Origin of the sequence: Nonomuraea sp. NPDC049750 (genome assembly GCF_040659625.1) — a bacterium.
Classification (GTDB): Bacteria; Actinomycetota; Actinomycetes; order Streptosporangiales; family Streptosporangiaceae; genus Nonomuraea.
In genome coordinates this window covers 165248-190797 of sequence record NZ_JBFANB010000005.1, presented here as the reverse complement: position 1 = coordinate 190797, position 25550 = coordinate 165248, and the positions used below count along the sequence as shown (strand labels likewise).

The window sequence follows — 25550 nt, the reverse complement described above, 5'->3', positions numbered from 1 at the left end:
ATCGGTTTCCCATTCAACGGTCTCGAATTGGCTTCAGTTTTAGCGTCAGCTCTGGCTTCAACTCGCCAGGGGGAGGATCTCCGCCCCCTTCAACCCGGCAAGAGCGGCCCCGGAAACGGCCAACTTCGACCGCCGAACCCCGCTTCCGATCACTACCCTGTCGTGCTCGGCCACCTTCGTGTCCACCAGGATCGGCCAGTCGGCGGGCAGGCCGAGCGGGGTGATGCCGCCGTATTCCATCCCGGTGAGCTCGACCGCCTCCGCCATCGGGGCGAAGCTCGCCTTGCGCGCGTCGAGATGCCTGCGTACGACGCCGTTGACGTCGACCCGCATCGTGGCGAGCACCATGCACGCCGCATAGCGCGTCTCGCCGCCGCGCTTGGCCGCGACGACCACGCAGTTGGCCGACTCGTCGAGCGTCACGCCGTAGCGCTCGCAGAACGCCGCCGTATCGGCCAGCTCGGGGTCGATCTCGGCCACCTCGACGCCCGCCAGCCCCTGCACGGCAAGGGCCACCGGCTCGGCCAGCAGGTCGGTCCGGTCGGTCGCGGGCACCCAGTCCAACGTCATCCCATCTCCTCGATCGCTCTCTCAGGACCTTACGCCGGTCACCTGAGCAGCGCGCGACGTCACGGTGACTGCAGCACCCGTTGGTGCAGCTGGGTGACGGCGCCACGGGCCGACTCCATGGAGCCCGCCTGCCACGCGATCAGATGGGTGAGCCAGTCGCCCGCGAAGTAAACCCTTCCGCTGGGGCGTTGCAGAAGAGTAAAGGACGAATCAAAGGCGGGCCAGCGTACCCAGCCGCCCTGGATGTGTTCCTGGCGGTCCCAGGCGATGGAGACGCTGGAGAGCAGGTCCTTGCCGTACTTGTCGCCGTGGATCTTCCTGCCCTGGGTGAGGGCGCGGCGCCTGCGGTCATCCGGGGTGAGGGCGCCGTAGAGCTCGGCGTTCTGATCGGTGTTGTAGTAGCCGACGAGCACGCCGCGCTGGGCGTGGAAACCGGCGGACGGGTACCAGATGTGGGTGATGTCCAGGTCGGTCTCGGTCACGCCGCCGTAGATGCGGTCTTCCAGCTCCCACCAGCGCCGGCCGTACTCCAGGCCGATCTTGCCGCTGGCGACCGGGATGGGCGTCTTGAGCGCGGCCGTGACGGGCGCACCGAGGTTGTGCGGGATCTTCGCGAGCAGGTGGGGCGGCAGGGTGGCGATGCAGTAGTCGGCTTTGAGCGAGCCGCCGTCCCAGGTCACCTCGACGCCGTCGGCCATATTGGTGATCTTGGTGACTTTGACGCCGGTCCTGATCCGGTCCGCACCGACCGCCTCGGTGAGCTTGACGACGATGGCGTCCATGCCGCCGACGGGCTGCAGCATGGGGGTCGACTGCTCGTAGCCGAAGTCGTTGGTGATGGAACGGCCGGTGCCGGCGGCGAGGACGGCGTGCAGGGTGCCGGGGGCCGCGAGGGGGGCGCCGCCGTCCAGCGCCGGATATTTCACGAAACCCCGGCGGTCGGAGCCTTCGTAGTCGAGCTTGGGCCCCAGGTCGCCGAACCTGCGCAGGAACTCCAGCAGTCGTTCCTGATCGTCCTTGCCGACCTTCTTGTCAAGCGCACCAACATTCGTCGCTTTAGCCAGCAGCTCCGCCACATACCCGTACATATCTGCACGCGCGGCCCTTGACCGGATCGTCTGCCCGTTGGTGTGAACGAGCGCCTGGCCGTTGGTGTTGATGAACGTCTCGATCGGGATGCCCAGCTCGCGGCAGTAGTCCAGGGTGACCATCCACGGCGCGATCCGCCCCGGGCCCGCGTTGAAGTAAACGCCCTCGCCGAACTTCACCTCCTGCGCGGGACCGTTGAGCTCGGTGAGCCGATCACCGCCGCGCAGCGTGAGGTTCCGGCCGCCGGCCCGGTCCTTGGCCTCCAGCAGCGTGCAGTCGTAGCCGGCCTTGCCCAGCTCGTACGCGGCGGTCAGCCCGGCGACCCCCGCCCCGATGATCACCACCTTGGCCGCCGCCTTGCCGCGCAGCGAGAAGTCGCCCTGCTGGGGGGCGGCGAAGTCCTTGTCCTGCTGGGACGGCGCCAGACCCAGCGCGCCCATGGCGGCGTACATGGCTCCCGCACCACCCACCGCCCCGATACCGACGAGTAACCCCCGCCGGGTCAGCGCCGCGCCCTCCATGCCACTCGCTCCCAACTATGCGGGCCCGCTACTCCGTTGGCCTGCGTGTGCTGACCTGCTCTTCACGGGCCCGCGTGTGCCGATCTGCCATTCACCGACCTGCGTTGCCGACCGGCTCTTCACCCGCCTGCGTACGCTGACCTGCCATTCACCGGCCCGCGTGTGCCGCCCTGCCATTCACCAACCTGCCTACGCCGACCAGCTCGTCACGGGCCCGCGTGTCCCAACCTGTTCTTCACCCGCCTGCGTACGCTGACCTGCCATTGACCGGCCCGTGTGTGCCGACCGGGTCTTCACCGACCTGCGTGTGCCGACCGGCTCTTCACCCGCCTGCGTACGTCGGCCTGCTCCTCACCGGCCCGCATGCGCTGACCTGCCATTCACCACCCGGCGGCTGCTCTTTGCGGGCGTTCAGCCGTAGGGGCCGCTGCCGCAGGAGATCTGACCACCAATCGTGGCGAAGATACCGAACAGCGCCATGATCTGTGCGAAGTCATCGGTAGTGAACTCAGTGTGACGCGATCCCACCGCCTTCACGCCGGGAACAAGTCCGACGGCGGCCGCGATGGCAGTGGAGTTCCACTCCACCCCCAGCGTGTACGGCGCAGCCACCTGGTAAGGCGTGAAGTCGCTCAACCGCCCCAACGCCCTGGCCGTCGCCTCACGAATCCGAGCCTGGGCAACGCTCGGCGGCAGCAGTTCGGCCGAGAACTTGTCGATCCCCTTCTTGACCGCCACCGTCTCCACATCGCCGAGCAACTCGCGCGCCTCTTCACCGACGGCCTCGTCCCCGGTCACCAGCACCACTGGAACACCGTGGAACCCCGCACACGCCGCCACCAGCCGCGTCTCGCCGCACACCTCGCCGTTGAGGTAGACGTTCTGGATCTCCTTGCCCATCCAGGTGTGGTTGAGCACGCCGTTCGTCACCCCCGCGCGGGCGTGGTACCCCACGAAACACGCGGCCTGGAACGACCCGTCAACCCCCTGCGCCATTCGCTGCGCCTTACCCGGCCCCCGGATGAGGGTGGCGCGCGGGTCCAGCAGGTCGATCCGCAGATTCTTGGTGGACCCGTGAGCGTCGTTCACCAGCACTGTGGCCGCCCCGGCCTCGAACGCCCCCTCGACGGCGGCGTTGGCATCGGCGGTCATGAGCTCGCAGCCCCGCTCGTAGCCCCGCTTGCCCGCGTGCATCTCCTCGGGGTCGGTGAGCCCGGTCACGCCCTCCATGTCGACCGACAAGTACACCTTCACAGTCCCACTCCCTCACCTACGCACCCGACATCGACCAACGGCGTATCGACCATCGGCAGACCAGCCAAAGGCGAATCGACCGAAGACCGATCAACCGACAGGGGACCGGCCGAAGGCGGACCGACCAACGGCGTAACGACCATCGGCAGATCGGCCGAAACCGTACCGACCAACAGCAGACCAGCCAAAGGCGAATCGGCCGAAGACCGTTCAACCAACGGGAGACCGGCCGAAGGCGGACCGACCAACGACGAATCGACCGAAATCGGATCGACCAACGGCAGACTGGCCGAACGCGGATCTGCCGAAACCGGATCGATCAACAGCAGATCAGCCGAAACAATATCGACCAACGGCAGATAGACCGAAGCCGTATCGGCCATCGGCGGATCGAGCAAGAGGGATCGAACAGGGCGTGAGAGCGTCACGTGCCCCATGTCTCCACCCGGCGGACCTCGGCCTCGGTCATGAGCCCGACCTTGGACGTCATGAACCCGGCCGCCTGCTCACGCCACTGGGCCGGAATCTCGTCGAGCGCCAGCGGGTAGCAGTGGTCGAGCCAGCTCGTCGACTCCTCCGTGGCGTCGAAGTAGTCGAGCGCCTTCCCGAACAGCGTGTCCTCGATGCCGGGCACCCTCGCCAGGCCGTACTCGACCATCTCCTGTCCCCCGTACGGCGGAGGCTGGAGCCACTTACGCACCCGGGGGTCGTCGGCGGTGAAGGGCGTGTCGAGCGGTCGCCGTTCGACGGCGGCCTGAATGAGCTCCTTGTACAGGCACTTGCCGCACCTGCGACACGGTCCGTCGGTGCCCTGAAGGCACCATCGGACGTGCTCCTTGAGCTCCGAGTTCAGCGCCAGCCGCATGGTGACCGCTTCACTCACGCCGCCCACGGGGAGCACGATGTGTACGCCCGCCGCCGCGAACAACCGCCCCCACGCCCCGTGCGGCGCCCACATCAGGTTGTCGGGCGTGTAACGCAGAAGATAGCGATCCCCGCCGAGCCACCGTGAACCCAGTTCATACCCGAACGCCAGTCCACCGAGATCCATCTGGTCGGCGAGCAATAACGCCCCTGCCGCGACCGCGTGGTGTTCCGGGTATCCGGGCCGGGGCTCGGACAGCGTGAATTCCAAGTCGGAGTCCACCACGGTGAGTTCCCGCCCGGTGCGCCTGGCCAGCCTCGCCAGGACGTCGGAGCGGTAGTGCGGCCACCGGTTCGGCACGCGGGGGTGCGGCACACGCCGGAAGTGCACGAACGGCGCCTCGGGATAGATGGTCGCCGCCGCCACGGAGTCCGCGCCACCGCTGTAGGAGATCGCCAGGTTCGTCCCGGTACGCCGAGCCTCCGCGCCTACTGGCCCGGCCTCGATCCCCCACCCCTCATGCAGCGCGGCGGCCACCTCAGGGGAGATGGCCCGGTCGAACACGATCTCCTTGCGCGTCCACGGCGCCACCACGGTCCACGCGGCGACGGCGAAGAGGTCAGGGTGCGCGTCTCCGGGCACCCCGGCGATGGTGCAGGAGTTGGTGGCCAGCTTGACCGGGTGCTCGTCGGCGGCCCTGCCGGTGATCTCGTCGTCGGCCCCGAGCCGGAACGTCAGCTCGCCTCCCGACCAGCTCACGCGCATGACGAATCCTCCGCCCGCACAGCATCATGCGGACGTGGTGTCCGTGACTTGAGGTCGTCGATCGCCTGCCAGAGGAGGACCTCGTTCTGGAGCACGCCGTCCAGCGCCTTGGCCGTCTCCTGAGCCAGGCGGTGCGTGTCGTCGAGCCGGGCTTTGTCCGTGGGGGCGCTGGTGGGGGCGGCGGTGGCGGGTCTGGCGTTTCGCAGACGCTCGACCTCGTCCTGCAGGGTCGCCATCTCCCGGCGCAGGGTCTGGACCTCCCAGAGAGCGTCCCTGATGTCCTGACGGTGATCGCCGATGGAGATGTAGCGGGAATCGAACCACGTGCGCACGGCTTTGCGCAGGCGGGCGGGGACCAGGACGCGCATCATGAAACGCCACGATAGTGGCAAATCCACGGCCACCAGGACGCTGTTTCCGAATGGCAACCAAGCTATCTAACTGGTGTCAACTTCTGCTGTCGCGACGGATAAATCAGCAGGCGTCCCAGCACTCGTATCGCCCATACTCAGTCGTGTGAATCTCGGCGTCGGCGGTGGCGGCGGCTGGGGCGTCGGCGGCGGCAGTGGCAGCAGCGTCAGGCGCGGCAGCAGCATCAGTGGCGTCGTCGGCGGCGGCAGCAGCAGCAGCAGTGTCGCCCAGATTGTCGCCGCGCCCACCCGCCGTTCGCCGTTCGTCCTGCTGCCCCCAGGAGTCTGATCGTGCTGCTGCCCCCAGGAGTCTGATCGTGCTGCTGCCCCCAGGAGTCTGATCGTGCTGCTGTCCCCAGGAGTCTGGTCCCCAGGAGTCTGATCGTGTCGTCCTGCCTGTTCTCAGGAGTCTGATCATGGTCGAGGAGCTGGTCGCCCACGTACGGGAGGCGTTCGGGTGGGGTGAGGACGTCGTGGTGTCCGCGGGGCCGCGGGGCGCGCTGGGGCAGATCTGGCGGCTCGACGTCGGCCCGGCACGCTACGCGCTCAAGGAGATCTTCGCCGAGCCGCCGTCGGAGGCGTTGATCGAGGCGGAGCTGGCGTTCGGGCGGCGGGCGGCCGAGGCAGGGGTACGGCTGCCGGCGAGCCACCCCGACCGCGATGGGCGCCACCTGCTTGAGCCGCCCGGCGGGACGTGGCTGCGCCTGTACGACTGGATCGACCTGCGGCCGGTCGAGCTGACGGCGCCGGCCACGCCGGGAGAGATCGGGGCGCTGCTCGCGCGCCTGCACCGATGCGCCCCCGCCGCGACGGTCGAGCCGGACGGCGGACCACCCGCTCGCTGGTACGACCGCGTCCCCACCACGCACGAATGGGCGGAGGTGGCCACGTCGGACGCGGTGTGGGCCGCGAGACTCGCCGATCTGCTCGCCACGCTCCCAGAGCTGTGCGCGGCCGTCGCGCCGGCCGATCCCGGCGAGCTGATCCTCTGCCACCGCGACCTGCACCCGGAGAACGTCCTCGCCGACTCCACCGGCGCGCTCGTGGTCGTCGACTGGGACAACCTCGGCCCGGCCGCGCCGGGCCGGGAGCTGGCGCGGGCGCTGTTCGACTGGTTCTGCGACGACTCGACCGCCGACCTCGAAGCCATGCGCGCCATGTACGAGGCGTACAAAAGTGAGGGCGGCCCTGGCCGCATCACCGGCCTGACCGACTTCACCATGCTTCTCGCGTCCCACCTGAACTTCCTGCTGGTCCAGGCCCGCGTCGCCCTCGACCCGCACGCCGAGCGGCGGCACCGCGAGTGGGCGGAACGCGAGATCGACGAGGCACTACGCATCCTGCCGACCGCCCGGCAACTGACCGACGTGCTGAAGCTCACGCGCACCTCCTGACACTTGGTGGTGGGGCACCGCCGTCGACAACGCACGTGGTTGATGTCGAGCACCGACACCGTGTCAGCGACGAGGCCGCATCGCGTTGAGCCGATCCGCCGTGACCTGCACCGCCCCTGGACGACGGCCGCCCTAGAACTCGCCTGGGCCGACGGGTAGACTCCCCGCGCGTGATCGACCTGGACGAACATGGCCGCCCCGAACCTCCGGTCGCGGCCGACGAAACCGCCACCCTCCTCGGCTACCTGGACTACCAGCGCGCGACCCTGGAGTGGAAGTGCGCCGGACTGGACGCGGCCGGCCTGAACGCGACTGTCGGCGCCTCGACGATGACCCTCGGCGGGATGCTCAAGCACCTGGCCTATGTCGAGAGCTGGTGGTGCTCCCAGCGGCTGTACGGGAACGCCCCGGAGCCCCCATGGGACACCGTGGACTGGGAGGCCGATATCGACTGGGACTGGCACTCGGCCACCGAGGACACCCCCGAGCAGCTCCTCACACTCTGGCAGGACACCGTGGCCCGCTCCCGCTCGCTGGTCGCGGACGCGCTGGCCGACGGCGGCCTGGACCGGCTGGCCGTGCGCCCCTGGTCCGACGGCCGGGTACCCAGCCTCAGGTGGATCCTGTTCCATCTCGTCGAGGAGTACGCACGGCACAACGGCCACGCCGACCTCCTCCGCGAGGCGGTGGACGGACGCACCGGAGACTAGCCACCCATCGGACGGTCACCGAGCGAGCGACTCCCGAGCGACCCACCTGACCGAGCGGACGACTTCCGGGGCGGACTACCCGACCGAGCGGACGACTTCCGGGCGGCCTACCTGATCGATCGACCCGGTGGACCCCTGCGAGGCGGCCCGAACCAGGACCACCTGGACGTGGCACTCGCTGCCTCGTAAACCAGCTCATCTACCCCCGCGCGACACGAATATGATCACGGGAAGCGACTCGCCGATACGCTGAGTGATTCATGTTACGACGGACCTGCTGATCTTTCGAGAGCGTCTCAGGAGGTTCGATGACACTCATTCACGCTGGTCAAGCGGTCGCTGTCGCGGCTGCTCTGCTCGCTGCCCCGTTCACGGCGGCGTCGGCGGCGAACGCCGACACCGCCGGCGCGGCGCAGCGGTTCCTTCCCAAGTTCTCGGCGACCCTGGTGGCCCGTCACAGCGGCAAGTGTCTGGACGTGGCGGGCGTCAGCACCGCCGACGGGGCCAACGTCCACCAGTGGACCTGCATCAACGGGCAGGCCAACCAGGAGTGGAACTTCGTGGCGACCAGCGACGGTTACTACACCCTCCGCGCGACGCACAGCGGCAAGTGTCTGGACGTGTCGGGCGCCAGCACGGCCGACGGCGCCAACGTTCACCAGTGGACCTGCCTGAACCAGCAGCGCAACCAGGAGTGGCGACTCGTCCAGAAGGACAACGGCTACTTCTCCCTCGTCGCTCGCCACAGCGGCAAGTGCCTGGACGTGGCGGGCGTCAGCACGGCCGAGGGGGCCAACGTCCATCAGTGGACCTGCCTGATCGGACAGCGCAACCAGGAATGGCGACTCGCCTGAGCGACGACACCTGAGATGGCGGCCGTACGCCACACGCGCGTGGTGTACGGCGTCCGTTCGGGTCACGTGTCGCCGCCCCACTCGGCATCCGTTCGGGTCAGGCGTCCTCGCCGCAGTTGAGGCGTTGCAGGAGATCGAGCAGGGTCGCGCGGTCGCCTGGCGCCAGGGGGGCGAAGCAGTCGGTCAGGACCTCGTCGGCGACCCGGTGCCCCGCGTCGAGCATCTGCTCGCCGGCCGGTGTCAGATGGTGCTCGATGCGTCGCCCATGGCCCGGCCGGCGCTCGATCAGGCCCTGGGCCATCAGCCGGCCGGCGAGTGTGCCGAATGCCTGCTCGCTCTGGAACGTCGCCGAGGCCAGGGCGCGCGCCGGCGCCCCAGGTGACCGGCTGATCGCCCGCAGGGCATCCCACTGGGCCAGCGTGGTGCCGATGGCGGCGAGCCGGCTGTCCAGCGCCCGATGCTGCCGGTATTGGGCTTGCTTGACCGCTCTTCCAAGGACCTGCAGTTCACCGAACACGAATCGAGTTTAGCAGCTACTCAACTAGCTTATATCAACAAGTTTAGTTATGGTGTTGGCCATGCCTACGACAAGCCACACCATCGCGCTCTACCCGGACCTGCCGCTAACCCTGTCCGAGGCCGGCACCGGCCGGCCCATCCTGATCCTGCACGGCGGTGGCGGCCCGGCCACCGTCGCCGGGCTCGTCGACCATCTCGCGCGGACCGGCCACGCCATCGCCCCCACGCACCCCGGCTGGGACGGCACCGACCGCCCCGGCTGGTTCACCGGCATCGACGATCTCGCCCTCGCCTATCTGCACTATCTCCACGACCGGCAGCTGTCCGACGTGCTGGTCATCGGCTCCTCACTCGGCGGCTGGACCGCCGCCGAGATGGCCGTACGCGACAACGCGGGGATCATCACCGGGCTCGTCCTGATCGACCCCGTCGGCGTGCACGTCGAAGCCGAGCCGATCAGAGACTTCTTCGCCCTCGACGCCCGTGGCGTCGCCGAGTACTCCTGGCACGACTCGGCCCGCTTCTACGTCGATCCCGCCGACATCCCCGCCGCGCAACTCGCCCTCCGCCAGGGCAACATGGCCACCATGCGCGTCCTGGCCGGCGACCCGTACATGCACGACCCCAAGCTCGCCCACCGCCTGGCCCACGTCGACCTGCCCGCCCTGCTGCTCTGGGGGGAAAGCGACCGCATCGTCACCCCCGCCTATGGCGCGGCGTACGCGGCCGCCTTCGGCGACGCCCGGCTTGAGCTCATCCCCGAGGCCGGCCACCTGCCCCAGATCGAGCAACCGCGAGCCACCTTCGCCCTGATCGACACGTACCTACGCCAGACGAGCGCCGCCACCGTCAAAACCCAGTGACCCATCACTCCATGTTGGTGTGCTTGGCGCGCATCGTCTCTTCCGTAGCCCCGATCAACGCCCCGAGCTTCAGTACCATCACCTCGAACAGCACGAACAACGCGCCTTCATAGGCGGACCCCATCGGCAGCACGGACGTACTCCGGTCGCCGGCCATGGTCTGCGCCGGGATCACGAGCACGGCGTCGGCGAGCTCCGCGGCGTTGCTTTCGGGCTCGGCGGTCAGCAGCAGGTTCGTCGCACCCGCCGCCGTCGCCGTCCGCATCAGCGCCAGGACCGTGGACGCTTCGCCAGGGCCGGAGGTGGCGAGGAAGACGTCGTCGCGCCCCAGCGCCGGCATGGTCATGTCGCCGACCACCGCCACCGGCAGACCAAGATGGAACAGGCGCATCGCGAAACCCTCGATCTGCAGCGCCTCCCGGCCGCAGCCGTAGACGCCGATCGTTCTGGCGTCGGCGATCAGCCGGCAGGCCGCGTCGATCGACTCTTCGTCGACCTGCGCGAGCACGGCGCCAAGCTCGTCGAGCACGCCGCGAAAGAGGTCGTCGTTCACGACACCCGATGACATACCTGCATGGCTACCCGGTACTGCCCGCTCATATAACAAGACGTCCAGGTCAGCCGATAAGGGCCGACCTGGACGTCAAAAAATCAGACGGATCAGACGAGGTCGAACCGGTCCAGGTTCATGACCTTGTCCCACGCGGCGACGAAGTCCTCGACGAACTTCTTCTTCGCGTCATCGCTCGCGTAGACCTCCGCGAGCGCGCGCAGCTCGGAGTTCGACCCGAAGACGAGGTCGACCCGGCTGCCGGTCCACTTGACCTCGCCCGTGACGGCGTCGCGAGCCTCGAACGTGGTCGCGTCCTCGGACGTCGCCTTCCACGTCGTACCCAGGTCGAGCAGGTTGACGAAGAAGTCGTTCGTCAGCGACCCGGGGGTCGCGGTGAAGACGCCGAGCGACGACTGCTGGTGGTTCGCGCCCAGGACGCGGAGACCACCGACGAGGACCGTCATCTCGGGGGCGCTCAGGGTCAGCAGGTTCGCCCGGTCGAGCAGCAGGTACTCGGCCGGAAGACGGTTGCCCTTCCCGAGGTAGTTGCGGAACCCGTCGGCGACCGGCTCGATCGCGGCGAACGACTCCACGTCCGTCTGCTCCTGCGCGGCGTCCACGCGGCCCGGCGTGAAGGGGACCTCCACGTCGAAGCCGGCGCTCTTGGCGGCCTGCTCGACGGCCGCGGCACCGGCGAGCACGATCAGGTCGGCGAGCGAGACCTGCTTGCCGCCGGTCTGGCCGGCGTTGAAGGTGCTCTGAATGCTCTCCAGGGCGCGCAGTACGATCGCCAACTGGTCGGGGTCGTTGGCCTCCCACCCGCTCTGGGGCTGGAGGCGGATGCGCGCGCCGTTGGCGCCGCCACGCTTGTCGCTGCCACGGAAGGACGACGCCGACGCCCACGCGGTGGACACCAGCTGGGGCACCGACAGGCCCGTGGCCAGGATCTGGCCCTTGAGTGCGGCGATGTCCGCGGCGTCGACGAGCTCGTGCGTCAGGGCGGGCAGCGGATCCTGCCACAGCAGCGTCTCGGCGGGGACCTCCGAGCCGAGGTAGCGCACGATCGGGCCCATGTCGCGGTGGGTCAGCTTGTACCAGGCGCGGGCGAAGGCGTCCGCGAACTCGGCGGGGTTCTCGAGGAAGCGACGCGAGATCTGCTCGTAGATCGGGTCGACGCGGAGCGCGAGGTCGGTCGTCAGCATCGTCGGGGCGACGCGCTTCGACGGGTCGTGGGCGTCGGGGACGGTGTCCGCCCCGGCTCCGTCCTTCGGCCGCCACTGGTTGGCGCCGGCGGGGCTCTTGAACAGCTCCCACTCGTAGCCGAACAGGATCTCGAAGAAGCTGTTGTCCCACGTCACGGGGGTGTTGGTCCAGATGCCCTCAAGGCCGCTGGTGATCGCGTCGGCGCCCTTGCCGGTGCCGAAGGAGTTCCGCCAGCCGAGGCCCTGCTCCTCGATCGAGGCGGCCTCGGGGTCGGGACCGACGTTGTCCGCGGGGCCCGCGCCATGGGTCTTGCCGAAGGTGTGACCGCCCGCGATCAGGGCGACCGTCTCCTCGTCGTTCATCGCCATCCGGCGGAAGGTCTCACGGATGTCGCGAGCCGAGGCGAGCGGGTCCGGGTTGCCGTTCGGGCCCTCCGGGTTGACGTAGATGAGGCCCATCTGTACCGCGCCGAGGGGGCTCTCGAGCTCCCGGTCACCGGTGTAGCGCTCGTCGCCGAGCCAGGTGGTCTCGGGGCCCCAGTAGACGTCCTCGTCGGGCTCCCAGACGTCCGCGCGACCGCCGCCGAAGCCGAAGGTCTTGAAGCCCATCGACTCCAGGGCCACGTTGCCGGTGAGGATCATGAGGTCGGCCCAGGAGAGCTTCTGACCGTACTTCTTCTTGACCGGCCACAGCAGGCGACGCGCCTTGTCGAGGTTGCCGTTGTCCGGCCAGCTGTTGAGGGGGGCGAAGCGCTGCTGGCCGGCGCCGGCGCCGCCGCGGCCGTCGCTGATCCGGTACGTGCCCGCGCTGTGCCACGCCATCCGGATCATGAACGGGCCGTAGTTGCCGAAGTCGGCCGGCCACCAGTCCTGCGAGGTCGTCAGCACCTCGGCGATGTCCCGCTTGACGGCCGCGAGGTCGAGGGTCTTGAACGCCTCGGCGTAGTCGAACTCCTCACCGAGCGGGTTGGCCACGGCGGGGTTCTTGGCGAGGATCCTCAGGTTGAGCCGCTCCGGCCACCACTGGCGGTTTCCACCGCCCTGGGTCGGGTGCGGGGCGCGCTCGTGCGCGACCGGGCAGCCACCTGCTCCCTCCGTCTTCGGGTCGGTGACGATCGCGTCATGGTTCTCGGTCATGGGAATCCTTCCGGACTATGTGGATCAAGTGCTCAGGAAGTACGGGCGGTTGAACAGCTCAGGAAGCACGGGCGGTTGAGCAGCCGGGGCACAGGCCCCAATAGATGACCTCGGCCTCGTCGACCGCGAAGCCGTGCTCGTCGGAGGCGGTCAGGCAGGGCGCCTCGCCGACCGCGCAGTCGACGTCAGCGACGGCACCGCACGACCGGCACACGATGTGGTGGTGGTTGTCCCCTACGCGCCCCTCGTACCGCGCCGGGCTGCCGGCCGGTTCGATGCGGCGTACGAGTCCCGCCGCGGTGAGCGCGTGGAGCGCCTCATAGACGGCTTGCAGCGAGATGTGGCCCACGCGATCACGCACCCCGGAGGCGATCGCCTCGACGCCGAGGTGGTCACCGTCCCGGACGGCCTGGAGCAGCGCGACGCGGGCCGCTGTCACCCGCAGGCCGGCGCCGCGCAACTCCTCGGCGATGGTCGGAGTGCTGGATGCGGTCATGCGACCAAACCTACCCACATAAACACGAATGGTACAAGATAACGAATTATCCAAGTCTAGTGCGCACCCGGGCACCGTTCATCCCATTGCGGCGCGACACGCCGTCTGGAGAGTGAGTCTGGGAGCGCGGCCGTCCTAGGACGCCGTCAACCAACGTGCACCAGCCGCCACATAGGCCCTGAGCTGCGAAGTCACCTATCCGGGGACTTACGGCGGACAGGCGGGCGGTAGACGTCGTGCAGACTGGAGATAGCGGAGACGACGGTGTTCTCCGGCCGCGTGAGCAGGTCGCGAGTGTGCGGGAACTGCTCAAGGGCATCGCCGGGGCGGCCCGGGCGCCGGCCGCGAGCGCGGCCGGGCCCTCGTGGGCTCATGCGAGCCGGCTGTTTCCCCTCACCGCCATCTGACGTGGCGCTGAGATCACTGACCGTCCGCGTCGTTCATCCTGGCCCGCATGTCGGCCGTGGTGTTCTCGTGCGGGAACGGCTCGTCCGGGATCGGGAGGTCGAGTGCGGCGCACAAGGGCTGCCAGCCGTCGGCCGGCTGCCATTCCAGCAGCCGATGCGCCGGTACGGTGGCGCGGACCTCGGCGAGGTGCCGCTCGTAGGCCGCGATGACGCTGTCACGGTCGAAGGGGTCGTCGAACGCACCGCCGAACAGCGCCTGGATCATCTCCTCCATGGCGCGGGCCTGCTCAGGGGCGATCTCGACGAGCGTCGGAGGCCGCCTGGAGTCCCCGCGCATCAGGCGGCGCGCCCCTTCCAGCACCGTCTGATCCATGCTCTGGTACCACCGCTCGACACTTTCCCGCCGGGACAGCAGCACCAGCGCGTCCGGGAACTCGGCGGACAGTTCACGCCAGAACCACGACACCGGCCAGTCCACCCCAGCGGCGTATTCTCCGAGGAATTGGCGCCAGTCCGGCATGACGCCCGCGCAGGCGTCACGCCACACCGCGGCGTCGTCCGGCCGCCCGAACACCTCCCTCATGTGGTAGCAGGGCGCCCCGAGCAGTTGCTCCAGCGCCGCCTTCAGCGATGTCGTCCCCGTACGCGGAAACCCCGCCCCTACAACTCGTAAACCCATACCTGCCCTTCCTCTCTCGATCACAGCGGCAATGCCGCGAACGCATTTGCCTACCGGGCGGTTAGTAAGATACTTGCCGACCGACAGGTAAGCAAGGGATTCTAGATCGTCGAGAGAGCTGAGATTGGGAGCAAGGAAGAGCGATGACAAAGAGGGAACAGGTAATGTGATGGCCACGCCGAGCCCAGCGAGCTCGGCGTGGCCGGTCCGTCTACTGAGCCGGCCTGGTCTCGCCAGCCGCCCCGGCCTGCCCACCGCAGAACACCGCCTTGATGAGTTTGTCCAGGGCTTTCGGGAACACCACTGACTGGTCGACCGCGGCGTCCCCCATGGTCAGCGAGGCGGTCAGGGTCCTGCTGCCGTCAGGCGTGCTGTACATCAGCGACCCGTAGCCCCCCGGAGGGCTGCCGTCGTGGTTGAGGATGATGCCGGCGCAGTCCGGGCCGGTGTCCAGCACGTACTGACCGAGGCCGTACTGGCCGAAGAGGCCGGTGCTTCTCGGGTCCGGCTTGCGCATCTCGGCCAGCAGCGAGGCCGGCAGGAGCTTGCCACTCTGCAGGGCGGAGAAGTACGTCTGGAGATCCTGGGTGGTCGAGATCATGTCACCGGCGCCGGCCAGCAGGGAGAGGTTCTGGCGGGTGACGTCGACCACCTTCCACTGGTCGGCGTCCTGGTAGCGGTAGTAGCCGTGGGGGTAAGGTCCGGGGAGCTCGGACCGGTTGCCCGGCACCACGGTGCCCCGCAGGCCGAGCGGCCCCAGGATCCGCCGCCGCATCTCCTCGGCGTACGAGCGGCCGGTGACCTTCTCGATCAGCAGCAGGGCCAGCGTGTAGTTGGTGTTGGCGTAGCTCCAGTTCGTCCCCGGCGCGAACTTCGCCGGCTTGGACAACGCCAGCCGTACCAGCTCCTCGGGCTGGTAGCTGTGGAACCGGTTGTCCACCCACTCTTTGCCCGTGGCGGGGATCCCCGGCACGAACGTCCCGTCGGTGTAGTACTCGCCGGTGTAGTTGAACAACCCGCTGGTGTGCTGCAACATCATCCGCACGGTGATCCGCCGGTCCAGCCCGAGCTTGGGCAGGTAGCCGGCCACCGGGCTGTCCAGCCCGATCTTGCCCTCGGCCACCAGCTGCAGCACCAGGGTCGCGGTGAAACTCTTGGTGGAGCTGCCGATCCAGAACCGCCCGTTGGTCGGCGGCTTGGCGACCGCACCCAGCTTGCGCACCCCGGCACTGCCGACCCAGTCGCCCCGCTGATCGTGTACGCGTAGCTGCAGCCCGGCGTAACCGGAATCGACGACCTCCTGGATGACCTGCTGCAGCTCCGGGCGATCCGGCCCGGCGGCGGCCTTCGGCACGGCCACACTGTCGGCCGCGGCCACTCCGGATGTGGCCACCCCAGCTAACAGCGCGGCCGCCAGCGCCGTGAGCGCCACTCGCCGGAAGACCTTGGTCGCCCTGATCGCTGGAGGGAATGCGGGTTTCATAGTTCCTCGTCTCTGGTGTCGCACTTAGGCGAAGAGCTCATCGATGAGCCGCTGCGCTGCCTTCTGGAACGCCCCTGCCTGGGACATCACGCCGCCATGTCACGGGGTCCGGAGAGGACCCCGTGACGAGCTGTGGCTGTCGCAGGTCGGCATCCGTCAAGCGGCGTCGAGGGCCTCGGTGATCTTGCGGGCCATCTCGGTCATGGTGGGGCTGGGCTGGCCCTTCTGGGGCCGGCCGGCTGCCTCGATGGCGACGATGACGGTACGGCGGAAGTTGTCGGCCTCTTCCGGAGCCTGCGCCTTGAGCAGGCTCATGGATGCCGTCAGCGCCGGCAGCACCTGGTCGGCGAGGGCGGCGACGGTCTTGCCGTACTTCACGCCCTTGGGCGCCTTGGCCAGCACGTGCCCGACCAGGCCGGTCGCGGAGGTCAAGGCGATGGAGGCCTCGGTGGCGGCCTTGTGCGCCGAACCGGCGGCACCAGCGGCGGACATCAGGGAGACGGCGCCCCAGCCGGCGGTCCGCAGGGTGAGCGTGTCCTGGTCGTTAAGGGTGATCGACATGGGTTGTGCTCCTTTTAGATCCGTTACGAAGTTCAAGGGAACGGACGGAGATCGCACCCGGCCTTGAGGCCGCGATCGCTGAACCGTTCATGGCATTTACGATCGCCGACCGCTCTGATACCGGGCCGTTGCCGTGCTGACGCGGCCGCTGACACGACAACACATGCCTGTCCCGGGGCCGCCGCTAGCGCCGTATCAGCAGCTCCCGGCATCGTCTTGCTCGTCGAACGATGAGCAGACGGCGATGCACGCGATCCGAGCCGAAGGGCTGATCAAGAGGTATGGGGAGACGACCGCGCTGAGCGGGGTGAACCTGGAGGTCCCCGTGGGCAAGGTCATCGGCATCCCGGGACCCAATAGGGGCCGGCAAGCGGGATGATCATGGTGGTTCGAGAGTCAGGCCGGGCTGTGGTGATCAGATGAGGCCGGGTACTGGATCTTCTTGAGCCGACGCTTGACGATGCGGACCAGGCCACGGAGGTCAGTCACGACAAAGTCGCCGATCGAGCGTTTCAGCGGCCAGGCACGGCTCGCTCCAACTCGACCAGGGCCAGCGGGGGACCTTCGTCGAAGTTGTGGTCGTGGGTCCTGCCGGTCTCGGCGAAGCCGTTCTTGGCGTAGAAGCGGCGCGCTTGGGCGGAGTCCCGGAGCGTCCACAGATGCACGTCGTCGTACCCGGCGTCTCGCACTCGATCCAGGACGGCCGTCAACAGGGCCTTCGCGATGCCGCTGCCCCAGACGTCCGGGTGCGCGAAGAAGGTATGGATCTCCGCGTGGCCGGGGCGGGAAGTAGAGGCCCCGAACCGGGCGAAGGCCCCCGGCTGCTCGTTCAAGCGCGCCAGCAGGATCGTGTCCATGCCCTCGGCCTCGACCTCGGCCAGAATGCCGTGCCACTTGGTGCGCCGCTCCTCGACCCCGGCTGCGGCGACCTTCGGCGTGCAAAACGGGCCGTGCGAGACGCCCCAAGACAGGGCGTGGATCTCGCCGAGGATGTCCCCGTCACCGGGCTCCGCGGGGTGGACCGTGATCGCGTCAGGCATAGCGTAGACACTAACTGGCCTGACCTGGTCATTCCGCAGCGGAGCCCTCGCTGGAGGCGTGATCGAAACCTTTGCGACTCCCTGTCAGTATGTGAACGCCCGATCACCATAGAGGGCGGCCGGGCGTTCATGGCTGTCTACAGCAAGGGCGGATGCCCTTACTCAGAACTCGCCATCCCTGACTCCTGCCAGGAAAGCCGCCCACTCGTCGAGGGTGAAGATCAGCGCCGACCCGAGCGGATCCTTGCTGTCGTGAACGGCCACATGATTAGCAACGAAAGCGACCTGCACACACTGACCGTTCGAGCCGCTGAAACTGCTGGTGCGCCATTGGGCACGGGAGAGATCGACTTTCTCCTTCGCCACCCCGCGCTCCTCTCACATCGCGCTCGCAAGGACACGAGTAACCAGATCACGTGTCGCTTCCGGACTGACCGCCGTACTTGAAGTCGCTCCAATACGTTCCTATATCGTCGTGCGCTCTACTTCCACGCGAAATATCCCAAATATCTCATCCAGCGGAACGGCTGGGCGGGACAATGCACGTGATTCAAGCCGAAGGGCTGATCAAAAGGTACGGCGAGACGACGCGCTGGACAGAGTGGACCTGGAGGTCCCCGTCGGCAAGCTCATCGGCATCCTGGGTATGTGGAGTATTGCGGGTCTCCGACGCGCATAACGGCGGCTGCCCGCGGGGGTTCCCGAAAAGCCTGTCGTCTCGCCCCCGATCGTTAAGGAACTCCAGCGGCGCACCCGTCGTATTTGGAGCCGGTACCGGGCGCCGCGTCACTGGCGGTACGCGATGCTGTGATCAACCCTGGCCTGCTGCCGGAGATGAGCCCCGAGGATGACCAGGAGCTGCCCGACGCGGCCGAGCTGTGGCGGCGCGTCGAAAGTGGACAGCTCACCGCCTGGGGCGGTCTCGTCCTGAACGCTGCGGTGGCGTGCGGAGCCCGCGGGGACCGCACGCAGGCTGAGGAGTATTTGAGCGTGGCCAGGGCCGGCGCGGCCAGGGCCGGGTCCGACCGGCACGACTACTGGGTGAGCTTCGGGCCTTCGCATGTTGGCGTCCAGACCACGCACATCATGACCGCGCTGAACCGGCCTGACGCGGCGTTGAAGGCGAGCGGCGATGTCCAACGGGGAGACCTCTTGCCGGTTCAGTGGGGTCGCCACCGGCTGAACGATGCGCGGGCTCTGCTGGAGTTGCGCAAGTCAGACGCCGCCGAAGAAGCGGCAGCAGAGGCCAAGGCCGTGTCCGTAGAGTGGTTCCGTCATCAGGGGTTCGCCCGGTCTGTTGTGGATGATCTGGTTGACCACCGCCAGCGGCTTTCAGCCCCTTTGCGTGACCTGGTCAGCGCTTTCGAAGAGTAACTCGTACGCTACGTTCGATCTGCTTTCCCCCGCCCGAGCCGGTGCGCGTCAACTGGTCGCTGCGGCATTCGACGCTGGCCCAGCTCTTCTACGTCGTCCAGGGTGAAGAGCGTTTTGGAGAGGCCGTCTACGGTCCAGCCGCGCTGGCCGGGTTCCCAGAAGATATCGATCTCAACGCCTTCAAGAGGGTCGCCTCCGTGTGTCGCGTCTTGGACGGTGGTCACGTTGAGATCTTCTACGCGGAGGTACCAATCCCCGGCATTGACGTTGACCACGACGGGGTTTCGTCGGGCAGGCCGGTGAGGTAGTCGAGGAGTTGGCGGACGGTGAGCATAGGCGCAGGGTGGGCGCGGCGCCCGCGCCGTGACCGGCCTCCAGGCCGCAGCGCGGCGTGGCGCATCACGGGCCTGGACCGCGTTGCCGTGCCGACCGGCGTCACGGTGAACATGGGCTCGCTGGACGCGAAAACGACCCCGGCGTGTTCGCGCCGGGGTCGCCCCTTCCAGGCCGTTGCACATGAGAGTGCACGACCTTCATACAACACTACAGCCGACCGAACCCGATTCCTCGTCAATCGAGTTGCCGATTCCAGGACGGCCGCAAAGGTGCCAGGAGTGGTGTCAATCGCGGGGCCGGCTTCCCCGCTACAGGTACTGCCCCGCCTCAGCGCTGTCTGTCTTCGACACCCGCACCAAAACCACGTTGGCCAGGTTGATGACCACGCCATTCGTCTCGGTCTCCCGGTCATACCTAGCGCGGGTCAAAACCAGGCTGCGCTGCTCGTCAAGAGCGCGAGCGATCACCTCGAGCGCTCCCTGCTCTCCGTCGAAATCTCTACTGATCATGGAGATATCTTCACCGCTTAGTGAGTGAAATCGAATGATCAGTACGCAGTTGTCAGGCACTGTTGGCCCCTTTCACCAGAACCGGATTCAGGCAGCGGCTCAAGCCTGGGCTCTGTGCGGTCCTGCGGGCGATCTCCCCAGTGGGACCAGGCCCGTCCAAGGGGCCCTCCTGGCCGCGCGCAGGTCCGAGGCTCAGCCGTAGGGCTCGCGTCCCTCCCAGACCTCCGGTTCAAGCATCCGCCGTACGGCTGACCCTCGCAACTGCGCGTGTCCACGTTGGGTCAGTGGACAGGACATGGTGGCTCCGCTCGACCGACGCGGCGGCCGAGCTCCCGGCCCTCATCGCAGCCGTCGACCAGCGCCTCGGGGAGATGACCCTCCGAGTCGGGCTCCACGTGGACGCCTGGGACGACATCCCGCACCGGATCGCGGCTCCCGGCCGGGCGGTCAGGCTGGGATGGTTCCGATCCATGGACGGCCGACTGGTCACCCTGAGCCTCAAGGGAAAGCCGGAGGTGATACCGCCACAGGCCACGGCGGCGAGGGCCGCGTTCGCAGCGACCGGCGCGAGCATGAACGGCGGGTGCTCCAAGCCGCCGGTCGACATCGACGGGCAGATAGCGGGCGGTCAGCGGGGGTATACCGGGGTTGATGGGGGCCGACTGGCGCCGGTGGGGGGCGACCGGCCGCATAGGCACCAGGCGCAAGCGGCCAGGGCCGTGATGAGCGTGTCGGCCGTCACGGGTCGGCGCGGCGAGGGGGCGTCATGAATGGGAGTCCGGCCGGGTCGGAACACGAGTTCCTGACGGCACGGCGGTGTTGACGCCGATGGCGACCTACTCGTTCAGGTTGTACGTGGTAGGGCAGACACCGCGGTCGCTGGCCGCGGTGGCGAATCTGCGGGCCCTGTGTGACACCTATCTTCCCGGCTGCCATGAGATCGAGGTCATCGATGCCGCCGAACAACCGGATCTCGCGGAGGAGGAGCGGATTCTGGCCATCCCAATCGTGATCAGGACCAAGCCGCTCCCACGTTTCCGGGTTATCGGAGATCTGTCCGATCAGGCTCGGGCTGCAGCTTTGCTCGGCCTTCCTGAGGTGGGCAGATCGTCCCCAGAAGGGCAGGCGCAATGATGGGCAGTGCCACGGTCGGGCGGACACCGACCGGTATCAATGGCTTCGACGACATCGCCATCGGGGGGCTTCCTGCCGGTCGGTCCACCCTCGTGGCCGGCACGACCGGCACCGGGAAGACGCTGTTCTGCCTGGAGTTCCTCGCCCGGGGCATCGCCGGTTTCGGTGACCCCGGCGTGTTCGTCGCCTTCGACGAGACACCTGAGAACCTCCGCCGCAACGTCGGCTCCCTGGGCTTCGACATCGCACGCTGGGAGGCCGAGGGAAAGTGGACGTTCGTCGACGCCTCGCCGGAGGCCGGTGAGCAGACACCCACCGTGGGGACGTACGACCTGGGCGCGCTGATGGCCCGCGTCGATCGCGCCGTGCGTCAGATCGGCGCCAAACGGGTCTCCTTGGATTCGCTCGGCGCGGTCTTCATGCGTTTCGACGATCGGGAACTCATTCGCCGTGAGTTGTATCGGCTCGCCCGGGTCTTGGAGTCGCTCGAGGTCACATCGGTCCTGACCGCCGAACGCGACGCAGAATACAACCACATTACCCGGCAAGGCATAGAGGAGTTCGTATTCGATAACGTCATGATCATGCGGAACATCATGCGGAACGAAAGACGACACCGGACGATCGAGATTGTCAAGTTCCGCGGCACCACTCACCGCACCGGGGAGTGGTTGTTCACCATCGACCCGAAAGACGGGCTGGTCATCATCCCGGTCGCGTTCCTCGTGCCACGTGACCGGGCATCGCAGGAGCGGGTCTCTACCGGGAACATCGAGCTGGACGCCATGGTGGGCGGTGGTGTCTTCCGGGACGCGGTCGTCCTGCTCATCGGGTCGTACGGCGGCGGAAAGACCCTGGCGGCTCTGCAGTTCGCCGATGCCGCGTTCCGGGCGGGCGAACGCTGCCTTTTCCATGCCTTCGACGAGACTCGCGGGCAACTCGGCCGCAACGCCGCTGGCTGGGGTCTGGACTTGGACGTCATGGAGGCGTCGGGACTGCTCCGAGTAACTGCCACGTACCCGGAAGTGGCCTCAGTGGAGGATCATTTCCTGCGTATCAGGAGGGACACCGCGGACTTTGCCCCGGCTCGGCTCATCATCGACGGTCTCTCCGCCCTTGAGCGGAGAGCGACGCCGCGGACACTGCTGGATTTCGTCATCGCACTGGGCGGGGTCGTGCGGCAGCACGAGATCACGACCCTGTTCACCTCCGCACCGACCGGCGGGGGAACGTCGATGTTCACAGCGCCGATCATGGACGTCACCAGCATCGCCGACGTGACGATCCTGCTGCCCTACATCGAAGGAGCGGGTGTGGTCCGGCGTGCCATCGCCGTCCTGCAGACGCGCGGCTCGGCACATGACCACACCATCCGGCAGGTCGCCATCGACGGTGCCGGTATGCACATCGGTGACCCCTATACCGAAGCCTTCCACATGCTCTCCGACGCCGTCGTACTGCCACGCCACCCGGAGTGGCCGACCGACCCAGACCGCGCAACGGCCGGGGACCAGGATGAGAGCTGATGGGTGAGCCCCGCGACAGCGCGGAGAGGCCGAACACCGAACCGATGCGCCTCTCCGATCCCGGGCGTGACGCCGGACGTATGGTCATGGCGGCGCTGGCGGACGGGATCGTCGCGGTCGACGAGGACGGTGTGATCCGGATCTGCAACCCCGCCGCCGAGGAACTGCTCGGCCGGCCGTCGGACGAACTCATCGGCACCCCGTTCGGTTACCCGGTCGTCAACGGCGAATCGACCGAGATCGACCTGATGCTGCCCGGCGGCCAGACGCGAGTGGTCGAGATGCGCGCCACCACCGCGACGGTGGCAGGAGAACACCTGTACGTCGCCGCGTTGCGCGACGTCACTCTCCGGCGCGAGGCCGAACAGCAGCTCGAAGCAGAACTCGAACGCCACAGCAGGGTGATCGCCGTGGTCGCCCATGAAGTCCGCAACCCGCTGGCGGGGATCGGCCTGCTGGTGGACATGCTGCGTGAGCCCGAGGAGAGCTTTTCCGACGAGGAGCGTGCCGACGTCCTCGACCGCATCGCGGTTCGCACGGCGAATCTCCAGGCACTGGTCAAGAAGCTGCTCACCGTGGCGAAGATCGATGCGAACGCCGTGCGGGTCTCTGTGGAGCCGGTGCCGGTGCTGGAGGTGATCCTCGAACGGCTGGCCGAGTTCGCCGATCGGCCCAAGGACGTGTACGTGTCGTGCGATCCCCAAGTCCGGGCTCTGGTGGATCGTAGCGAGTTGTCAGAGATGTTGATCAACTATCTGGAGAACGCCTTCCGATACGGAGCCCCGCCATTCGAGGTACGGGTGGCCGAGCAGCCGGACGGCGTGGAGATCCGGGTGTGCGACAACGGGCCCGGCGTGTCCGAAGAGTTCCGGCCGAGCCTGTTCGAGCGGTTCAGCCGTGAATCGCGCACCCAGCGGGAGACCGAGGGCTCGGGGCTGGGTCTGTGGATCGTCCAAAGCCTGGCCCAGGCCAACGGTGGCGACACCTACTTCGAACCAGGCGAACAAGGAGGCGCTTGCTTTTGCCTGTGTCTACCCCAGGCACCGCCGTTCTGAGCGTTCGCCTGTGGGTGCCAAGAACTCGGCCACCCTATGCAACGCGCCCTTGTCCGGGTGGACGCCGGGCCATGCGCTGGCGCACCTCACCCTCGCCGATGACGGCACTGCCAGCGGCCCGTTTCTGTCGGACAACGTCTCGTTTATGTACGCCCGCCCGCATGCCCGCCCGCCACGGTCGTCGTATGTGATCGGGCTCGGCGCCGAACGTGAAAGTGTGATCGATCCGAATGTTCTGAGCAACTCGACGGGGCGGTTCGTCGCCCAGCTCGGCGCACCGTCGGCTGAGAAGTTGGGGCTTGGGGACGAAGTCATCCTGCTCGATGTGGCAACCGGTTCCCAGGCCACCACGCGCCGCAATCCGGAGGATGGGGGGTGGCTGGTCCGGCAGCACGACCCGCTGAAGCTGTGGCACGCCGTGGAGGATGCCATTCTGACGTGGCAGGGTGCGGGCAGCCCGCACCAATCGGGCTTCGGTCTCACCGTGACGCGCGAGAGTCAACGGGTGTGGCTCGGCGACCCTGACGGCCCGGCCAACCAAAGGCGAAGCGCGCGCGGGCGGAGCCCGCGCTCAGGGGGCGTCTGAGCGAAGCGAAGGCCGTGCAGTGCGGCAAGCGCCAAAGGAAGAACGCCGAGTCTTCAAGCGCGAAGCGCCTATCGGCGAGCCCCTTGTGGCCGGGCGGGCAGCAGGCGGCCGACCGCCGAAGAGGTTGACGAAGGGGCGGTGGGTGTTTACGGTTCCGGGGGCGAAATTATCACAAATGTTCCGAAAGTTTCGGAGGCGGCATGTTACGAGGCGTTGTCGCGATCACCCTGCTCGGTCTACCCATCATCCAGGCCCCGGCCCTGGCGGATCCCCCGGCCATCACCGTGCGCGAGCGCGTTCGGCATCAGCAGATCGACGGGTTCGGGATCTCCCAGGCGTTCCGCCGCAACGAGCTGGTCAAGGCTCTCAGCGAGGAACAGCGGCGCGAGATCCTCGACCTGTGGTTCGACCGCGACAAGGGCGCCGGGCTCAGCATTCTGCGGCTCGGCATCGGCTCCGCTCCCGTGGGCAGTCCGTACGACCAGATGGTCTCCATCCAGCCGGAAGACCCGGGCGGGCCGGACGCGCCGCCCAAGTACGTGTGGGACGGCGAGGACAACAGCCAGGTCTGGGTGGCGAAGGCGGCCAAGAGGTACGGGGTCGAGCGGTTCTACGCCGACGCCTGGAGCGCGCCCGCCTACATGAAGGACAACGGCGACGACAAGAACGGCGGCACGCTCAAGCCGGAGTGGCGGCAAGCCTATGCCCGCTACCTGGTGCAATACGCGAAGTTCTACGCCCGTGAGGGCATCAGGATCACCGACCTCGGCTTCACCAACGAGCCTGACTGGACGGCGACGTACGCCTCCATGCGGTTCACCCCGCAGCAGGCCGCCGAGTTCGTCAAGGTGCTCGGGCCGATCGCCAAGGGCGTCAAGGGTCTCAAGGTGGCCTGCTGCGACTCCTTCGGCTGGACCGAGGCCAAGGCGTACACGACCGCGATCGAGGCCGACCCCGAGGCCCGCCGCTGGGTGAAGACGCACACCGGCCACACGTACGCCAGCCCGGTGGACGGACCGCTGCCGACCAGCGGAACCACCTGGATGTCTGAATGGAACCCCAACGGCTCCACCTGGGACGAGAGCTGGGACGACGGCAGCGGCTACGACGGTTTCACGATCGCGCAGGCTGTCCATGACGCGCTCACGCTCGGCAACGTCAGCGGCTACGTCTACTGGCTGGGCGCCTCGCGTGGCGCCACCCGGGCGTTGCTCCAGATCGACGAGGCCGCTGGTACGTATCACGTCTCCAAGCGGCTGTGGGCGCTGGCGGCATACAGCCGGTTCATCCGGCCGGGCGCGGTACGGGTGGACGCGGCGGCGGCCGATCCGGCGCTGAAAGTTTCAGCGTTCCGCAACCCCGACGGCTCTCAGGTGGTCGAGGTGCTCAACACCGGCACCGCCGCCGTGACGTGGCACGGTGTGTACGGCCGGGCCACCGCGTACGTGACCGACAACGCCAACGCGCTCGCCGCGAGCCCGGTCACCGGCGGGACCGTGATCCTTCAGCCTCGGGCACTCACGACCGTCGTCATCCCAGGCCGACGCGGCTAAGCGTCATCCCAGGCCGACATGGGTAGGCGTCTTCCCAGGTCGACATGGGTGGGCGCCTTCCCGGGCTGCCACGGCTAGGAGTGCCCGGCGCTGACCCCGGTCACC

Annotated in this window: 31 protein-coding genes; 15 read left to right on the top strand and 16 right to left on the bottom strand. The window is 67.8% G+C overall.

What is annotated here, in order from left to right:
- Nucleotides 1–57 precede the first annotated feature (57 nt).
- From AB0J16_RS15865 to AB0J16_RS15840, 6 genes are all read right to left on the bottom strand, one after another.
- On the bottom strand, nt 58–570 hold the full coding sequence (locus tag AB0J16_RS15865; RefSeq protein ID WP_358539287.1) for a YbaK/EbsC family protein: 513 nt from the start codon (nt 568–570) through the stop codon (nt 58–60).
- Between the two features lie 59 nt (nt 571–629).
- The gene (locus tag AB0J16_RS15860) at nt 630–2180 is read right to left on the bottom strand and encodes an FAD-dependent oxidoreductase (protein ID WP_358539284.1); all 1551 of its coding nucleotides are present in this window, start codon (nt 2178–2180) and stop codon (nt 630–632) included.
- A gap of 411 nt (nt 2181–2591) precedes the next feature.
- A complete protein-coding gene (locus tag AB0J16_RS15855; RefSeq protein ID WP_358539282.1) occupies nt 2592–3434 on the bottom strand; it encodes a M55 family metallopeptidase in 843 nt (280 codons plus the stop codon).
- Nucleotides 3431–3871, bottom strand: coding sequence for a hypothetical protein (locus tag AB0J16_RS15850; RefSeq protein WP_358539279.1), 441 nt, complete (start codon nt 3869–3871; stop codon nt 3431–3433). The genes AB0J16_RS15855 and AB0J16_RS15850 overlap by 4 nt, the downstream gene beginning before the upstream one ends.
- Nucleotides 3859–5064: a DUF6395 domain-containing protein gene (locus tag AB0J16_RS15845; protein ID WP_358539277.1), complete on the bottom strand. Its 1206-nt coding sequence runs from the start codon at nt 5062–5064 to the stop codon at nt 3859–3861. Before AB0J16_RS15845 ends, AB0J16_RS15850 begins: the two co-directional genes overlap by 13 nt.
- Nucleotides 5055–5435, bottom strand: coding sequence for a hypothetical protein (locus AB0J16_RS15840; protein WP_358539274.1), 381 nt, complete (start codon nt 5433–5435; stop codon nt 5055–5057). The genes AB0J16_RS15845 and AB0J16_RS15840 overlap by 10 nt, the downstream gene beginning before the upstream one ends.
- A gap of 145 nt (nt 5436–5580) precedes the next feature.
- Between AB0J16_RS15840 and AB0J16_RS15835 the strand changes: the two genes are divergently transcribed.
- From AB0J16_RS15835 to AB0J16_RS15820, 4 genes are all read left to right on the top strand, one after another.
- Nucleotides 5581–5763, top strand: a complete 183-nt coding sequence (locus AB0J16_RS15835; RefSeq protein WP_358539272.1) for a hypothetical protein — start codon at nt 5581–5583, stop codon at nt 5761–5763.
- Nucleotides 5764–5890: 127 nt separating this feature from the next.
- Nucleotides 5891–6868 (top strand): phosphotransferase, encoded by a 978-nt coding sequence (locus AB0J16_RS15830; protein ID WP_358539269.1) that lies wholly within the window; start codon nt 5891–5893, stop codon nt 6866–6868.
- Nucleotides 6869–7038: 170 nt separating this feature from the next.
- Nucleotides 7039–7578: a DinB family protein gene (locus AB0J16_RS15825; RefSeq protein WP_358539266.1), complete on the top strand. Its 540-nt coding sequence runs from the start codon at nt 7039–7041 to the stop codon at nt 7576–7578.
- Between the two features lie 308 nt (nt 7579–7886).
- Nucleotides 7887–8432 (top strand): RICIN domain-containing protein, encoded by a 546-nt coding sequence (locus AB0J16_RS15820; RefSeq protein ID WP_358539264.1) that lies wholly within the window; start codon nt 7887–7889, stop codon nt 8430–8432.
- A 97-nt stretch (nt 8433–8529) separates the two neighbouring features.
- Here the strand turns inward: AB0J16_RS15820 and AB0J16_RS15815 are convergent, their stop codons facing one another.
- The gene (locus tag AB0J16_RS15815; protein ID WP_358539262.1) at nt 8530–8949 is read right to left on the bottom strand and encodes a MarR family winged helix-turn-helix transcriptional regulator; all 420 of its coding nucleotides are present in this window, start codon (nt 8947–8949) and stop codon (nt 8530–8532) included.
- A gap of 61 nt (nt 8950–9010) precedes the next feature.
- Between AB0J16_RS15815 and AB0J16_RS15810 the strand changes: the two genes are divergently transcribed.
- Nucleotides 9011–9814: an alpha/beta hydrolase gene (locus AB0J16_RS15810; RefSeq protein WP_358539259.1), complete on the top strand. Its 804-nt coding sequence runs from the start codon at nt 9011–9013 to the stop codon at nt 9812–9814.
- 4 nt (nt 9815–9818) lie between these two features.
- Here AB0J16_RS15810 and AB0J16_RS15805 read toward each other — a convergent pair whose 3' ends face one another.
- The 3 genes from AB0J16_RS15805 to AB0J16_RS15795 form a co-directional block, all read right to left on the bottom strand.
- Nucleotides 9819–10367, bottom strand: a complete 549-nt coding sequence (locus tag AB0J16_RS15805) for an SIS domain-containing protein (protein WP_358539256.1) — start codon at nt 10365–10367, stop codon at nt 9819–9821.
- 107 nt (nt 10368–10474) lie between these two features.
- Nucleotides 10475–12706, bottom strand: a complete 2232-nt coding sequence (gene katG / locus AB0J16_RS15800; RefSeq protein WP_358539254.1) for a catalase/peroxidase HPI — start codon at nt 12704–12706, stop codon at nt 10475–10477.
- 58 nt (nt 12707–12764) lie between these two features.
- Nucleotides 12765–13202 (bottom strand): Fur family transcriptional regulator, encoded by a 438-nt coding sequence (locus tag AB0J16_RS15795; protein ID WP_358539251.1) that lies wholly within the window; start codon nt 13200–13202, stop codon nt 12765–12767.
- 236 nt (nt 13203–13438) lie between these two features.
- Between AB0J16_RS15795 and AB0J16_RS15790 the strand changes: the two genes are divergently transcribed.
- Nucleotides 13439–13609, top strand: coding sequence for a hypothetical protein (locus AB0J16_RS15790; RefSeq protein ID WP_358539249.1), 171 nt, complete (start codon nt 13439–13441; stop codon nt 13607–13609).
- 13 nt (nt 13610–13622) lie between these two features.
- Here AB0J16_RS15790 and AB0J16_RS15785 read toward each other — a convergent pair whose 3' ends face one another.
- The 3 genes from AB0J16_RS15785 to AB0J16_RS15775 form a co-directional block, all read right to left on the bottom strand.
- On the bottom strand, nt 13623–14288 hold the full coding sequence (locus tag AB0J16_RS15785; protein WP_358539247.1) for a sulfotransferase family protein: 666 nt from the start codon (nt 14286–14288) through the stop codon (nt 13623–13625).
- A 211-nt stretch (nt 14289–14499) separates the two neighbouring features.
- Nucleotides 14500–15771, bottom strand: a complete 1272-nt coding sequence (locus AB0J16_RS15780) for a serine hydrolase domain-containing protein (RefSeq protein WP_358539245.1) — start codon at nt 15769–15771, stop codon at nt 14500–14502.
- Nucleotides 15772–15927: 156 nt separating this feature from the next.
- Nucleotides 15928–16332, bottom strand: a complete 405-nt coding sequence (locus tag AB0J16_RS15775; RefSeq protein ID WP_358539243.1) for a hypothetical protein — start codon at nt 16330–16332, stop codon at nt 15928–15930.
- Between the two features lie 244 nt (nt 16333–16576).
- Between AB0J16_RS15775 and AB0J16_RS15770 the strand changes: the two genes are divergently transcribed.
- Nucleotides 16577–16711, top strand: a complete 135-nt coding sequence (locus AB0J16_RS15770) for a hypothetical protein (RefSeq protein WP_358539241.1) — start codon at nt 16577–16579, stop codon at nt 16709–16711.
- 133 nt (nt 16712–16844) lie between these two features.
- Here AB0J16_RS15770 and AB0J16_RS15765 read toward each other — a convergent pair whose 3' ends face one another.
- Together AB0J16_RS15765 and AB0J16_RS15760 are read right to left on the bottom strand one after the other, a co-directional pair.
- On the bottom strand, nt 16845–17372 hold the full coding sequence (locus AB0J16_RS15765) for a GNAT family N-acetyltransferase (protein ID WP_358539239.1): 528 nt from the start codon (nt 17370–17372) through the stop codon (nt 16845–16847).
- 162 nt (nt 17373–17534) lie between these two features.
- Nucleotides 17535–17738 (bottom strand): DUF397 domain-containing protein, encoded by a 204-nt coding sequence (locus AB0J16_RS15760; protein ID WP_358539237.1) that lies wholly within the window; start codon nt 17736–17738, stop codon nt 17535–17537.
- A gap of 396 nt (nt 17739–18134) precedes the next feature.
- On the opposite strand from AB0J16_RS15760, the gene AB0J16_RS15755 reads away from it, so the two are divergent.
- Both AB0J16_RS15755 and AB0J16_RS15750 read left to right on the top strand, forming a co-directional pair.
- Nucleotides 18135–18746 (top strand): hypothetical protein, encoded by a 612-nt coding sequence (locus AB0J16_RS15755; RefSeq protein WP_358539235.1) that lies wholly within the window; start codon nt 18135–18137, stop codon nt 18744–18746.
- Between the two features lie 41 nt (nt 18747–18787).
- A complete protein-coding gene (locus tag AB0J16_RS15750; protein ID WP_358539233.1) occupies nt 18788–19054 on the top strand; it encodes a hypothetical protein in 267 nt (88 codons plus the stop codon).
- Nucleotides 19055–19390: 336 nt separating this feature from the next.
- Here AB0J16_RS15750 and AB0J16_RS15745 read toward each other — a convergent pair whose 3' ends face one another.
- Nucleotides 19391–19651, bottom strand: a complete 261-nt coding sequence (locus AB0J16_RS15745; RefSeq protein WP_358539231.1) for a hypothetical protein — start codon at nt 19649–19651, stop codon at nt 19391–19393.
- 80 nt (nt 19652–19731) lie between these two features.
- Here AB0J16_RS15745 and AB0J16_RS15740 point away from each other — a divergent pair, with 80 nt between their 5' ends.
- The 6 genes from AB0J16_RS15740 (at nt 19732) to AB0J16_RS15715 (ending at nt 25445) form a co-directional block, all read left to right on the top strand.
- Complete coding sequence (locus AB0J16_RS15740; RefSeq protein WP_358539228.1) at nt 19732–20361, top strand: DUF5994 family protein; 630 nt, start codon at nt 19732–19734, stop codon at nt 20359–20361.
- A 58-nt stretch (nt 20362–20419) separates the two neighbouring features.
- The gene (locus AB0J16_RS15735) at nt 20420–20725 is read left to right on the top strand and encodes a circadian clock KaiB family protein (protein ID WP_357653770.1); all 306 of its coding nucleotides are present in this window, start codon (nt 20420–20422) and stop codon (nt 20723–20725) included.
- The gene (gene kaiC / locus AB0J16_RS15730; RefSeq protein ID WP_358539226.1) at nt 20722–22251 is read left to right on the top strand and encodes a circadian clock protein KaiC; all 1530 of its coding nucleotides are present in this window, start codon (nt 20722–20724) and stop codon (nt 22249–22251) included. Before AB0J16_RS15735 ends, kaiC begins: the two co-directional genes overlap by 4 nt.
- On the top strand, nt 22251–23306 hold the full coding sequence (locus AB0J16_RS15725) for an ATP-binding protein (protein ID WP_358539224.1): 1056 nt from the start codon (nt 22251–22253) through the stop codon (nt 23304–23306). Before kaiC ends, AB0J16_RS15725 begins: the two co-directional genes overlap by 1 nt.
- A 10-nt stretch (nt 23307–23316) precedes the next feature.
- Nucleotides 23317–23892 (top strand): hypothetical protein, encoded by a 576-nt coding sequence (locus AB0J16_RS15720; RefSeq protein WP_358539222.1) that lies wholly within the window; start codon nt 23317–23319, stop codon nt 23890–23892.
- A 200-nt stretch (nt 23893–24092) separates the two neighbouring features.
- Entirely contained in the window at nt 24093–25445 is a 1353-nt protein-coding gene (locus AB0J16_RS15715) for a glycoside hydrolase (RefSeq protein ID WP_358539219.1), read from the top strand.
- Nucleotides 25446–25550 lie beyond the last annotated feature (105 nt).